Genomic DNA, 12,272 nt, shown 5'->3' with positions numbered 1-12,272 from the left:
TTTCATGATCATCGATTCCCACGCCCACATCGTCATGCCGCCCGAGAGCTTCCGCTTCATGGCGGAGCTGGTGGGTGGCCGCGCCAACCCCAACACGCTGCCGAAGATCCCCGACGCCTCGGTGCGCAAGGTGGCCGAAGAGCTGGTGAAGAGCATGGACAACGTCGGCACCGACATCCAGTTCATCTCGCCGCGCCCTTACCTGCAGATGCACTCCGTCAAGCCCGGCCGCGTGACGGAGCTGTGGACGACGCACTGCAACGACCTCATCGCACGCTTCGTCGAGATGTTCCCCGACCGCTTCCGCGGCGTCGCCGGGCTGCCGCAATACATGGACGAGCCGCTGGAGCTGCGCGTGATCCCGGAACTGCAACGCTGCGTGACGCAGCTCGGTTTCGTCGGCTGCCTGATCAACCCCGATCCGACCGAAGGCCTGGGCGATCCGCCGGGGCTGGGCGATGCGTTCTGGCATCCCCTCTACAAGGCGATGACCGAGCTGGACGTGCCGGGCCTGATCCACTCCGCGGGCAGCTGCAGCGCGCGCGAGTCATACACGCTGAAGTTCATCAACGAGGAAAGCATCGCTGTCGTCTCGCTGCTCGGCGCGAAGACCTTCGACACTTTCCCCGACCTCAAGATCGTCGTGGCGCACGGCGGCGGCGCGATCCCCTACCAGATGGGGCGCTTCCGCTCGTGGAACGTGCGCAAGGGCGAGAAAGAGACCTTCGACGAGCAGCTGCGCAAGCTCTACTTCGACACCTGCAACTACAGCAAGGAAGCCATCGAGCTGCTGCTGAAGGTGGCCGGCACCGACAACGTCCTCTTCGGCACCGAGAAGCCGGGCACCGGCAGCTCGCGCGACCCGATCAGCGGGCGTGACTACGACGACATGAAGCCCGTCATCGAGAGCATCGAGTGGCTCACCGACAAGCAGCGCACCGACATCTTCGAATGCAACTGCCGTCGCGTCTATCCGCGCGCGTTCCGCAGGGACGAGGACTGCCGCTGATCGCGCGCACGCGCAAGCCTGAACCACACTGGAGACCCTCTCATGCCGATGAGCAAGGAAGACAACGAACTGCTGACGCGCGTCGAAAACGGCGCCCCGATGGGGGAAATGATCCGCCAGCACTACTGGCTGCCAGCCGTCCCCTCCATCAAGCTCGAAGCCGACGGCGCGCCGGTGCGCATCCGCCTGCTGGGCAAGAACTACGTGGCCTTCCGCGCCACCGATGGTTCGGTCGGCGTGCTCGACGAGCAGTGCCCGCATCGCAAGGCCTCGCTCGCGCTGGCGCGCAACGAGGACAACGGCCTGCGCTGCATCTATCACGGCTGGAAGTTCAACGTCAAAGGCGAGGTCGTCGAAGCCCCCAACCACACCGGCGACCAGGCGCAGTTCTGCAAGCATGTGCGCGTGAACCGCTACACGACGGCGGATCGCGGTGGCATCGTCTGGGTCTGGCTCGGCAAGGGCGACACTCCGCCGCCCTTCCCCGACCTTCCCTTCATCGACCTGCCGCCGAACCAGCGTTCGGTGACCAGCGCAGAGGTGCCGACCAACTGGGTGCAGGGCGTCGAAGCCTCGATGGATTCCTCCCACGTGGGCGTGCTGCACGAATCGACCACGCAGATCACCGCGGGCGGCGGCAACGAACGCATGCTGATGACCAAGGCGCTCGCGCCCAAACTGGAATTCGAGGAACGCCCCTACGGCTACCGCTACGCCGCGCTGCGCACGCTGCCCGACGGCCAGGTCTACGCGCGCGTCAACAACTTCGTGATGCCGTGGTACGGGATCATCTGCCCGCCCGACGCCAACGGGCCTACCACGGTGTTCTTCTCGACGCCGGTGGACGATGTGACGCACCGCGCGTGGTTCGTGCACTTCAACCCGAAGCGCCCACTCGGCATGACGGTGATGTCGGCCTCTCCGGACGTGTGGAACTTCCCCCCGCTGCCGCCCGGCGGCCCCAACGAGAACTGGGGGCAGAACCGCGACCTCATGAAGCGCGGCCACAAGACCGGCTTTCCGCAGCACCTGGGCACCGAGGACTTCGCGATGTTCATCAGCCAGGGGCCAATCGTCGACCGCACCGACGAGCAGCTGTGTTCCGCGGACGGCGCGGTGCTCCGCGTTCGCCAGATGCTGCTGAAGGCCGCGCGCGAGTTCATGGAAGGCAAGGCGCCGACGATGGCGCACCACCCGGAGCTCGACTACCGGAAAATCCGCTCGATCGGGGGCGTGATCTCCAACCCGGGTGAATGGCGACAGCTGGCGGATCTCTAGGTGCGGGGTTCCGGCAAGGGAATCACTGGCCACACAACTATTCGGAGACAACAATGAAACTCACCCGTCGCAGCCTGCTGGCGTCCGGCGCGGCCATGCTGGCGGTGCCCCAGGTCATTCATGCGCAAGGCAAGCCGGTGATCCGCATCGTCGTGGGTTTTCCGCCCGGCGGCGCGACCGACGCGATCATCCGCGCCGTCGCGGACCGCCTGCCGGCGCTGCTCGGCCAGCCGGTGATCATCGACAACAAGCCCGGCGTAGGTGGACGCATCGCGGCCGACACAGTGGTTGCGGCACCGGCGGACGGGCTGACCTACATGGCGGCACCGAACGCCACGCCGACTTTCCAGACGCTGGTGTTCCCCCACGAAATTCGCTGGAACATCCTCAAGGATTTCGTGCCGGTGGGGACGCTCGCGTCGTATCCGCTCGGGATGGGGGTGGCGAACAACACCGGCGCGAAGAACGTGCCCGAGTTCATCGAGTGGGTACGCCGCCATCCCGGGAAGGCCAGCTTCGGCGCCCCGGGGCTGGGCGGGCAGAACGCCTTCCTCGGCGTCCAGCTTGCGAAGACGGCGGGTATCGACCTGCCCGTGACCCCCTACAAGGGCACGCCGCCGATGGTGACCGACCTGGTGGGCGGACACCTCTCATCGGCCATCAGCCTGATCGACAGCATGATGCCGCACCACCGCTCCGGCCGCATCCGCGTGATCGGCATCTTCACCAAGGAGCGCTCGCCGTTGATCCCCGAGATTCCCACCTTCGCGGAACAGGGGGTGGATGTGACGTCGGGCGAAGGATGGACCGGCATGTGGGCACGCGCCGGCACGCCTGCAGCCGAGATCGAGCGCATGCAGAAAGCCTTGCAACAGGCACTGCAAACGCCCGAAGTCAAGGAACTGCTCACGCAACGCCTGTGGGTGCAACCGGACTTCCGCCCCGGCCCCGAGATGGACGCGCTGCAACGCGCCGAGCTCGCGCACTGGGCGCCCATCATCAAGGCTTCCGGCTTCAAGGCGGAATAAAAAGAAGGCCGTCTGTCCCATGCTCACTGAAGACAAGAATCGCCAGCTCACCGAAGTCGGTCCCGGAACCCCGATGGGCGAGGTGCTGCGCCGACATTGGCACCCGATCGCGGGCATCGACGAACTCGACCGCGAGCCGGTGAAGCCCGTGCGCCTCATGGGCGAAGACCTGGTGCTGTTCAAGGACCTCGGCGGCCGCTACGGGCTGGTGGATCGGCACTGTGCGCACCGCCGGGCCGATCTCTCATACGGCTATGTCGAGCAGAACGGCATTCGCTGCAACTACCACGGCTGGCAGTACGACCCCCAAGGCGCATGCGTCGCGCAGCCGTTCGAGGAGCATGTGGATCCTTCTTCGCGCATGCGTTGCAAGGTCCGCCTCAAAGCCTATGAAGTGCGGCCCCTGGCTGGCCTCCTGTGGGCCTACATGGGGCCGCAGCCCGCGCCGCAATTGCCCGACTGGGAACCCTTCCACTGGCCCAACGGCTTCGTGCAGGCGGTGTTCTCCGAAGTGCCCTGCAACTGGCTCCAGACGCAGGAGAACTCGATCGACCCCGTGCACTTCGAATGGATGCACGCCAACTGGAGCCGCCGCCTTCGCGGCGCGCCTGCCGGGGACGAAGTCGGCTACGCACCCGCACATGTGCAACTGGCGTTCGAGGACTTCGAGCACGGGCTGGTCTACAAGCGCATCACCGAAGACACCGATGCGAATCATCCCTTGTGGACCATCGGGCGCGTCTGCCTCTGGCCCAACGGATTCTTTCTCGGCGATCACTTCGAATGGCGCGTGCCGATCGACGACGGGAACACGCTCAACGTGACCTGGTCGTTCATCCGCGTGCCGCACGAGTCGGAGCCGTTCGTCCAGAAAGCCATTCCCACCTGGTACAGCCCGATCCGCGATCCCGAAACCGATCGCTGGATCACCAGCCACATCGTCAACCAGGACATCGTCGCGTGGGTCGGCCAGGGGCGCATTGCGGACCGCACGCGCGAGAACCTCGGCGCGAGCGATCGCGGCATCGCGATGCTGCGGCGACAGCTCTTCGAAGACATCGAGGCGGTCCAGTCCGGCCGCGACCCGAAGGGCGTGCTGCGATCCGCACCCGGGGAGCCGCTGTTCCTGCCGAGCGATTCGCGCGACTTCTTCCTGAAAGGCCTGCCGCTGGCCGAGTACCGGCGTCATCCGAAGTGGAACCGCCTGCTGAACCACTTCATCTTCCACGCCGGGCAGCCCGGGTGGGTGCAGGAGGAACACGCGGCCGCGATGGGTGTCGCCATCGAGCCGATGGCCGCCCTCGATCTCTGACCCCCATTGCATCTGGAGACTTCTCATGAGTACCCAAGATTCGTTGATACAGGTCCGCGTGCGAGCCGTCACCTACGAAGCCGACGGCATCCTCGGCTTCGAGCTCGTACCGATGCCTCCGTTGAAGGACCTGCCTGCCTTCACGGCCGGCGCGCATATCGACCTCCACCTTCCCAACGGCCTGTTGCGCAGCTATTCGCTGCTCAACGCGCCCGGCGAGCGGCACCGCTACCTCATCGGCGTCAACAAGGACGCGAAGAGCCGCGGCGGCTCACGCTACATGCACGAAGTGCTGCGCTCGGGCGAAACGCTCACCATCGGCGCGCCGCGCAACAACTTCCCGCTCGACGAGACATCGCCGATGAATGTGTTCATCGCGGGCGGCATCGGCATCACGCCGATGATGAGCATGATCGCGCGCAGCCAGGAACTGGGTACGCCATGGCGGCTTCACTACGCTGCGCGCACGCGGCGCAACGCGGCCTTCCTGGATGTACTGCAGGGCCATCACGGCAATCCCAACGTCGAGCTGCGCCTGAACTTCGACCAGGAGGCCGGCGGCCAGATGCTGGACCTCGCCGCGATCGTGCAGGCGCTCCCCGCCGGTGCGCACGTCTACTGCTGCGGGCCGCTGCCCATGCTGGCCGCCTATGAGCAGGCGACCGCCGCACTCCCGCCCGAGCGTGTGCACATGGAGTACTTCGCGGCCAAGGAAGCCGCCGCCACGGACGGCGGCTACGTGGTCGAACTGGCGCGCTCGGGCAAGCAGGTGGACGTGCGCCCCGGGCAGACCATCCTCGACAGCCTGCTGGCCATCGGCATCGAGCCGCCCTTCTCCTGCCAGGAGGGCATCTGCGGCACCTGCGAAGTGAAGGTGCTCGAAGGCACCCCCGACCACCGGGACCTGGTGCTCACCAACGCCGAGAAAGCCGCCAACGACCGAATCATGATCTGCTGCTCCGGCTGCAAGACACCGAAGCTGGTACTCGATCTCTGATTCGCCTCACGACATCCCGACGCAACACGAACCCCATGAGCGAACCCCTGATCACCTACGAACTCGACGGCAGCATCGCGCTGATCGGCCTGAACCGGGCCGACAAGCGCAACGCGATCAACGACCCTCTCATCGACGAGCTCCGCGCCGCCGTGCTGCGCGCGCACGAGGAAGCGGATGTGGCCGTCCTCTTCGGCCATGGCAGCAACTTCTGCGCGGGCCTGGACCTGGCCGAAGCGCTGGCGCGCGCCACCGGCCAGATCAAGCCGGCGCGCAAGCGCCGCCGGCACAACTGGCACGAAGTGTTCGACCTCATCGCGCGCGGACCCATTCCTTTCGTCGCCGCACTGCACGGCGCGGTGGTGGGCGGCGGGCTGGAACTGGCGACGGCAGCGCATCTGCGCGTGTGCGACGAGAGCGCGCTCTTCGGCCTGCCCGAAGGCCAGCGCGGCATCTTCGTCGGCGGCGGTGGCACCGTGCGCATCCAGCGCGTGGTCGGCACCGCGGTGATGACGGACATGATGCTCACCGGCCGGCTGCTCTCGGCTGCCGAAGGGCTCCAGGAGCACATCGTGCGCTATGTGACACCTGCCGGTGAAGCGTTGGCCAAGGCCAGGGAGCTCGCCGCGCGCATCGCCAAGAACAGCGTCGAGACCAACTGGATGATCATCAACGTGCTGCCGCGCGTACAGGACCTGTCGCACGACGACGGCCTGTTCATGGAGCAGCTCAACTCGGCCCGCGCACGCCCCCCCGAGGCCGAGCAGCGCTTGCGCGAATTCGTGGACGGCAAGGCCAAGCGGATTCACGAGAACCAGGGCTGACCTCCATGAGCACGACCGACCTTTTCACCGTCAGCGAGGACGAACGCGAACGCGCTGCCCTCCACGCCCGAACCGCTGCCGCCGAAGCGGCCCGGATCCCCGACATTCCCGCGGACACACCGCTGCGGCCCATCCATCGCGTGGCAGTGATCGGCGCCGGCACGATGGGCGGGGGCATCGCGATGTCGCTGGCCAACATCGGCATTCCGGTGACCTTGATCGACGCAAACCAGCAAGGACTGGAGCGCGGTCTTCAGCGCGTGCGCGACAACTACGACGGCAGCGTCTCGCGCGGCAAGCTCGATGCTGCCGAACGCGACCGACGTCTTGCGTTCATCACCGGCTCGCTGCAGATGGCCGACGTGAAGGACGCCGACCTCGTGATCGAGGCAGTGTTCGAGGACATGGGGCTCAAGCAGGACATCTTCCGCCAGCTCGACCGGCTGGCGAAGCCGGGCGCGATCCTGGCGACCAATACGTCAGGCCTCGATGTCGACGAGATCGCCGCGGTGACATCGCGCCCGCAGGATGTGGTCGGCGCGCATTTCTTCAGTCCCGCGCATGTGATGAAGCTGCTGGAGGTCGTCCGCGGCGAAGCGACCGCATCCAACGTGGTCGCAACGCTGATGGACCTCGGCCGCCGCATGGGCAAGATCGCGGTGCTCGCGCGCATCTACCCGGGCTTCATCGGCAACGCGCTTTTTCGCAACTACACGCGCGAAGCCCACTTCCTGGTGGAAGACGGCGCGCTGCCGCACGAGGTCGACGCGGCACTGAAGAAGTTCGGCTATGCGATGGGCATCTTCACGGTGCACGACATGGCGGGCAACGACGTCGGCTACCAGACACGCAAGGCTCAGATAGTGACCCGCCCCACGGACCGGCGATGGAATGACCTGATCCTCAAGCTGTGCGACCAGGGCCGCCTCGGGCAGAAGAGCGGCAAAGGGTGGTATCGGTACGAAAAGGGCGACCGCATGCCGCACCGCGACCCCGAGCTGGAGCAGTTCATCGTGAAGGAATCCGCCCGCATGGGCATCCAACGCCGGCAGATGGGTGAAGACGAGATCATCAAGCGGTGCCTCTACGGCATGATCAACGAAGGCGCCAAGCTGCTGGAGCGACGCGTCGCGCTGCGGCCTGGCGACATCGACATCGTCTACCTCACGGGCTATGGCTTCCCCGCGCATCACGGCGGGCCCATGTATCTCGCCGATCGCATCGGGCTTGCGAATGTGCTGGCCGACATCCGGCGCTTCCACGCGCAGGATGGCTTCTGGTGGGAGCCGGCGCCGCTGCTGGAGCGGCTTGCGGAGGAAAACGGTCGCTTCGCGGATCTCTGAGCAGAACGTCCGTCCTGGCCGGCACGCTGCTGATGACCTGCAAGGTGAGCACGGCCGCAAGTTAGGCGCGCCATCATCATTGCTTCCAAGCTGACCTCGGCAGCAGGGGGCCGCCATCGCGGCCTTGGGGCATCGAGGCTCCGCGCAACGGTGGCGCGGCTCAGGCCAATTCGCGCAGGATTGCGTCGAGCCGGGTTCCGAGCCACGCCGGCGTTTCGAGCATCGGATAGTGGCCGGCGTTGGGCAGTTCCTCCACGGTGGCATCGGAATACCAGCGCAGCCAGGTCCGCTCCATGGCGGCGCGGGTCAGACCCGGATCGTGCTGTCCGACGAACAGGCGCACGGGGCACGCGCTGCCGGCGATCTCGTCTTCGAAGCCCTCTCGCGCCCATTCGGCGAGGTAGGAGCCGACGGCGTCCTCGCTCGATCGCTGACAGGACGCTCGTGCGACTTCGCGGGCCCAGGTTGGCGACAGCCGCTGGCCGGTGGATGCGGCGACGATGGCCTGCCGGCCGGCGACGTCGTGAACAGCCGCCTCGAACGCGGCAAAGCGCTGCGCATCCATTCGCGACCCGCAGGCGGGCACCGGGGCGATGCCCACCAGTGCCTGCACCCGCTGCCCCGCATCTGCGAGCACCCGCTGCATCGCCATGGCACCCATGGAGTGCCCCACCAGTGTGCAGCTGTCCCAGCCTAGTTGGTCGAGGATGCGTTGCACGTCCTGCGCCACTTCGCGGAACGAGAAGTTGCCCCGCTCGCCGCGGCGCGCGCCGTAGCCCCGGATGTCCAGCAGGCAAGCCGACACCGCATTCGGGTCCATGGCCCGCAGCATGGCGCCCCAGTCCTGCGCGGTGCCCAGCCAGCCCGCGAGAAAGAGGGCGCGGTGCCCACCCTGCCCGAAGCGCAGGCAAGGAATCGGTGCAGTCATGCCCTCACTCCCCCTTCATGCCAGTTTCGCGAATCAGCTTCTCGTAGCGGGTGAATTCGCGCGCCAGCGTCTGGCGAAAGTGCGCAGCGTCCTCGAAGGACGGGGTCAGCCCATTCCCGGCCAGCCTGGCCTGCACGTCGGGATCGGCCATCACGGCAGCCAGTTCGCGCTCCAGCCGCTGGACCACGGCGTCGGGCGTCCTGGCGGGCACCATGACGCCCTGCCAGGCCGTCAGCTCGAAACCGGGCAGGGTTTCGGCCACGGTGGGCAGCTCGGGAAACTGGGGATCGCCCCGCTTGCTGTTGGTGGTGGCGATGGCGCGCACACGGCCCGCAGCCACGTGCGGCTTCGCCGAGCTCACCAGGTCGAACAGGAGGTTGATCTGGCCTCCAGCGAGGTCGGTCAACGCCGGCGCATTGCCCTTGTACGGAACCACGGTGATGTCGACCTTGCCCCGGCTCTTGAGCAGCTCGCAGCCCAGGCCGGGCGTGGCGCCCGGCGATCCGCAACTCACCTGGCCAGGCTTCTCGGCTGCCAGCTTCAGCAGCTCGGGGACGCTGCGTGCAGGGAATTCACTGCTGGCGAGCAGCACGAAGCTGACCTCGGTGAGCTTGGCCACGGGCCGCAACTCCGCGCGCGGGTCGAAGCGCAGCTTGTACAGGTAGGGGTTCTGCACCACGGTCGGCAAGGCGAAGAACAGCGTGTAGCCGTCCGCCGGCTGGTGGACCACCCACTCCATCGCGATGTTCGTCGCAGCGCCCGGCCGGTTCTCGATCACGATCGGCTGGCCAAGGCGTGCACTCAATTTCTCGCCGACGAGACGCGCCGTCGTGTCCGCGCCCGCCCCGGCCGGATACGGCACCACGAGCTTGACAGGCCGCTCGGGCCAGGCCACCGCCGCGGACGCGGCCGGCGCTGCCACCGGGCCGAGGAGCGTGGCAAGCACGAGCGCGCAGGCCGCGCGGAAGGACTTCGGACTGTTCATGACGCTTCCTTCATGGATTCGGGCGGGCAAGCTCAGGAACGCAGACGCCAGCGGCCGCGGTCGTCGCGATCCAGCCGCCCTTCGGCGTCCTGGGACTCCAGCCAGCGCACCAGTTCGCGGCCATCGCGGCTGCCGGTTGCCCGCATCAACTCGGCGAACGTCTTTGCCCCTTCGGCCAAGGCGACGTCCGGGCTGCGCATGGGAGCATCGGCCGGCGCCGCCCGGGGCGGAGTGGGCACCAGGTATTCCATGCTGCGCTGCTCGCCCGGCGCGAGCAACGGCAGGGTGAGGTCGAAGCCCAGCTTGCTCCCGGATCGCGCGCCCCGCAGCGACGGGTCCAGCGGCATCGCCCGCATGCCATCCATGGCCACCAGGTCGCGGCCGCCCTGGAAACGCGTCGCCAGCGCCCACTCCATCTCGGCGTCGGAGAAGATGTCGATGTCGGGGTCGACCACGAACACGTGCTTGATGTTGGCCTGGCACGCGAAGGCCGCGGCGATGGCGTTGCGCGCCTCGCCGGGTACGCGCTGCTGCAGCGCCACCCGCAGGTTGAACATGCCGCCGGTGGCCGCGCTGGCATAGACCGCCTTCAGTTCGCGCACGGCGAGCTGGATCGACTGCCACGCGGTCACCTCCGTGCGCAAGGCGCAGAGTTGCGCGGTGTCGGTGCGGTCCATGTTCCGGCCGCTGATCGTGAGGGTCTGGAACACCGGATCGCGCCGGTGCGTGATCGCCGTCAGGTGGAACACGGGGTTGCGCTTGACACCGCCGTAGTAGCCCAGGAATTCGCCATAGGGCCCTTCCGGGTCCACATGGCCGCGTTCGTCGAGGTAGCCTTCGAGCACGTACTCGGCATCGGCCGGCACCAGCAGGTCGCTGGTGACGCACTTGACCACGCCCAGCGGCGCACCGCGCAGGGAGGCCAGCAACTCCATCTCGTCGACCGGCATGCGCATGGTGGCGGCGACGTAGTCGATCGGGTTGGCGCCCACCACGAAGGCCACCGGCATCGGCTCCTTGCGCTGCGCGTACCCGAGGTACAGGGCGCGCATATCCGAAGGCGCCACCAGGTCCACGCCCGCCTTGCGGCGACCGCGCAGCATCAGGCGGCGCACGCCGATGTTCGTCCAGCCATTGGACGGGTCGCGCGAGAAGTCGATCGCGCCGATGTAGGGCGCGCCATCCAGCTCGTGCTGCAGGTGCACCGGCAGCTGCGTGAGATCGGCGGCGTCGCCTTCCAGCACGACCTGCTGCACCGGGGCATCGCCGCGCTGCACCGTGACGATCGGCTGCGGCTTGCGCAGGCGGCGCAAGACCTCGGTCACGAGTTCACTCGGCGTCGAGCCGAAAGCCTGCGCCACACGTTCGCGGCTGCCCATGACGTTGCCCACCAGTTCGGGCCCTTCGCCGCCCGGCTGTGCGAAGAATTGCGCCGCGGGTGCGCCTTCCAGCGCGACCGCGACATCGGCCAGCGCCGTGACGCCATGCCGTTGCAGTTGTTCGGGGCCGAGCGCGTCGAGGAAGCGGCGCAGGCGGAATTGTTCGAGGTTCGGGTTCATTCGGCTTCGATCCCTGCAAGTTTGACCAGCGCGCCCCAGCGCTCCGTATCGGTGGCGACGCGTTGGGCCAGTTCGGCCGGCGTGGACGATTCGGGTTCGGCGCCGATGCTGCGCAGCGATTCGGCGAGTTGTGGATCCTGCAGCGCGCGCTGGACCAGCGAGGCCATGCGCGCGTTGTGTTCCGGTGCCACGCCGGCCGGCTGGAACACCGCGAACCATGCGGTCAGGTCGTACTTGGGGACGCCCGCCTCGGCCATCGTCGGCACCTGCGGCAGGGCCGCCATGCGCCGCGAACCGCTGACCGCCAGCGCGCGCAGCTTGCCCGCGCGCACCAGCGGAATGGCCAGCGTCGCATCGGCGAACACCAGCTGCAGGCGCCCGCCCATCAGGTCGGTCATGGCGGGCGGGACGCTCTTGTAGGGCACGGCAAGCATGTCGGTGCCGGTCAGCGTCTTGAACATCGCGCCAGCGACCAGTCCGGTGGCGTTGCCGGTGCCATAGGCCCAGCGGCCCGGTTCCCGGCGCAGTGCCGTCACCAGTTCCTGCACGCTGGTGACGTTGACCGCTTTCGGGTCGCAGACCAGGACGAAGCCGAGCGTGGCGACGCTGCTCACCGGGGTGAAGTCCTGCACCGGGTCGAAGGGCAGCTTCTTGAACAGGTGGATGTTGGCCGCGTGCGTGGAGTTGGGGGTGAACAGGATGGTGTTGGCATCCCCGCGAGCGGCGGCCACGGCCTGCGCCGCCAGATTGCCCAGCGCACCGGGCCGGTTGTCCACCACCACCGGCTGGCCGGCGAGCACCTCGATGCGGTGCGCCAACTGACGCGCCGCGGTATCGATGCCGCTGCCGGCGGCATAGCCGACGAACATGCGCAGCGGCTTCTCCGGCCAGGCGCCGGTGGCGCCGGGTTGGGCGAAGCTCGCCGTCGGCAGCGCGGCGGCAGCCAGGGCAAGCAGATGGCGGCGGCGAATCGCCGTCGAGTTGGAAGGGTTCATCGAAAGCTCCGGGT

The 12,272-nt window shown here is 67.5% G+C and carries 11 protein-coding genes; 7 read left to right on the top strand and 4 right to left on the bottom strand.

Annotation, left to right across the window (positions count from 1 at the left end; genetic code table 11):
- The first annotated feature begins 4 nt into the window (after positions 1 to 4).
- Genes WKW77_RS17775 through WKW77_RS17745 form a run of 7 tightly spaced genes read left to right on the top strand, consistent with a single transcriptional unit; the run spans position 5 to position 7,791 of the window.
- Positions 5 to 1,009 carry an amidohydrolase family protein gene (locus tag WKW77_RS17775; protein WP_340358175.1) on the top strand — a complete coding sequence of 335 codons (1,005 nt, stop codon included), beginning with the start codon at positions 5 to 7 and terminating at the stop codon, positions 1,007 to 1,009.
- A 42-nt stretch (positions 1,010 to 1,051) separates the two neighbouring features.
- On the top strand, positions 1,052 to 2,287 hold the full coding sequence (locus WKW77_RS17770; RefSeq protein ID WP_340358174.1) for a Rieske 2Fe-2S domain-containing protein: 1,236 nt from the start codon (positions 1,052 to 1,054) through the stop codon (positions 2,285 to 2,287).
- 53 nt (positions 2,288 to 2,340) lie between these two features.
- Positions 2,341 to 3,315: a Bug family tripartite tricarboxylate transporter substrate binding protein gene (locus WKW77_RS17765; RefSeq protein WP_340358173.1), complete on the top strand. Its 975-nt coding sequence runs from the start codon at positions 2,341 to 2,343 to the stop codon at positions 3,313 to 3,315.
- Positions 3,316 to 3,334: 19 nt separating this feature from the next.
- Complete coding sequence (locus WKW77_RS17760) at positions 3,335 to 4,627, top strand: Rieske 2Fe-2S domain-containing protein (protein ID WP_340358172.1); 1,293 nt, start codon at positions 3,335 to 3,337, stop codon at positions 4,625 to 4,627.
- Positions 4,628 to 4,652: 25 nt separating this feature from the next.
- Positions 4,653 to 5,624: a PDR/VanB family oxidoreductase gene (locus WKW77_RS17755; RefSeq protein ID WP_340358171.1), complete on the top strand. Its 972-nt coding sequence runs from the start codon at positions 4,653 to 4,655 to the stop codon at positions 5,622 to 5,624.
- 35 nt (positions 5,625 to 5,659) lie between these two features.
- The gene (locus tag WKW77_RS17750; RefSeq protein ID WP_340358170.1) at positions 5,660 to 6,448 is read left to right on the top strand and encodes a crotonase/enoyl-CoA hydratase family protein; all 789 of its coding nucleotides are present in this window, start codon (positions 5,660 to 5,662) and stop codon (positions 6,446 to 6,448) included.
- A gap of 5 nt (positions 6,449 to 6,453) precedes the next feature.
- Entirely contained in the window at positions 6,454 to 7,791 is a 1,338-nt protein-coding gene (locus WKW77_RS17745) for a 3-hydroxyacyl-CoA dehydrogenase (protein ID WP_340358169.1), read from the top strand.
- A gap of 160 nt (positions 7,792 to 7,951) precedes the next feature.
- Here the strand turns inward: WKW77_RS17745 and WKW77_RS17740 are convergent, their stop codons facing one another.
- The 4 genes from WKW77_RS17740 to WKW77_RS17725 are packed head-to-tail and all read right to left on the bottom strand — an operon-like array spanning position 7,952 to position 12,258.
- Positions 7,952 to 8,719: an alpha/beta fold hydrolase gene (locus WKW77_RS17740; protein WP_340358168.1), complete on the bottom strand. Its 768-nt coding sequence runs from the start codon at positions 8,717 to 8,719 to the stop codon at positions 7,952 to 7,954.
- 4 nt (positions 8,720 to 8,723) lie between these two features.
- Positions 8,724 to 9,704 (bottom strand): Bug family tripartite tricarboxylate transporter substrate binding protein, encoded by a 981-nt coding sequence (locus tag WKW77_RS17735; RefSeq protein WP_340358167.1) that lies wholly within the window; start codon positions 9,702 to 9,704, stop codon positions 8,724 to 8,726.
- A 32-nt stretch (positions 9,705 to 9,736) separates the two neighbouring features.
- Entirely contained in the window at positions 9,737 to 11,263 is a 1,527-nt protein-coding gene (locus WKW77_RS17730; RefSeq protein ID WP_340358166.1) for a UbiD family decarboxylase, read from the bottom strand.
- Positions 11,260 to 12,258, bottom strand: a complete 999-nt coding sequence (locus tag WKW77_RS17725) for a Bug family tripartite tricarboxylate transporter substrate binding protein (protein WP_340358165.1) — start codon at positions 12,256 to 12,258, stop codon at positions 11,260 to 11,262. Before WKW77_RS17725 ends, WKW77_RS17730 begins: the two co-directional genes overlap by 4 nt.
- Positions 12,259 to 12,272 lie beyond the last annotated feature (14 nt).

This window comes from Variovorax ureilyticus, from assembly GCF_037889935.1.
Taxonomy (GTDB): Bacteria; Pseudomonadota; Gammaproteobacteria; order Burkholderiales; family Burkholderiaceae_C; genus Variovorax; species Variovorax ureilyticus.
The sequence above is the reverse complement of the archived record's forward strand: the minus strand, read 5'-3'. Positions and strand labels throughout refer to the sequence as shown.

Excerpts from the sequence above, each read along its gene's own strand:
- WKW77_RS17775 (WP_340358175.1), top strand. The coding sequence starts at position 5 with ATGATCATCGATTCCCACGCCCACATCGTCATGCCGCCCGAGAGCTTC.
- WKW77_RS17770 (WP_340358174.1), top strand. The coding sequence starts at position 1,052 with ATGCCGATGAGCAAGGAAGACAACGAACTGCTGACGCGCGTCGAAAAC.
- WKW77_RS17765 (WP_340358173.1), top strand. The coding sequence starts at position 2,341 with ATGAAACTCACCCGTCGCAGCCTGCTGGCGTCCGGCGCGGCCATGCTG.
- WKW77_RS17760 (WP_340358172.1), top strand. The coding sequence starts at position 3,335 with ATGCTCACTGAAGACAAGAATCGCCAGCTCACCGAAGTCGGTCCCGGA.
- WKW77_RS17755 (WP_340358171.1), top strand. The coding sequence starts at position 4,653 with ATGAGTACCCAAGATTCGTTGATACAGGTCCGCGTGCGAGCCGTCACC.
- WKW77_RS17750 (WP_340358170.1), top strand. The coding sequence starts at position 5,660 with ATGAGCGAACCCCTGATCACCTACGAACTCGACGGCAGCATCGCGCTG.
- WKW77_RS17745 (WP_340358169.1), top strand. The coding sequence starts at position 6,454 with ATGAGCACGACCGACCTTTTCACCGTCAGCGAGGACGAACGCGAACGC.
- WKW77_RS17740 (WP_340358168.1), bottom strand. The coding sequence starts at position 8,719 with ATGACTGCACCGATTCCTTGCCTGCGCTTCGGGCAGGGTGGGCACCGC.
- WKW77_RS17735 (WP_340358167.1), bottom strand. The coding sequence starts at position 9,704 with ATGAACAGTCCGAAGTCCTTCCGCGCGGCCTGCGCGCTCGTGCTTGCC.
- WKW77_RS17730 (WP_340358166.1), bottom strand. The coding sequence starts at position 11,263 with ATGAACCCGAACCTCGAACAATTCCGCCTGCGCCGCTTCCTCGACGCG.
- WKW77_RS17725 (WP_340358165.1), bottom strand. The coding sequence starts at position 12,258 with ATGAACCCTTCCAACTCGACGGCGATTCGCCGCCGCCATCTGCTTGCC.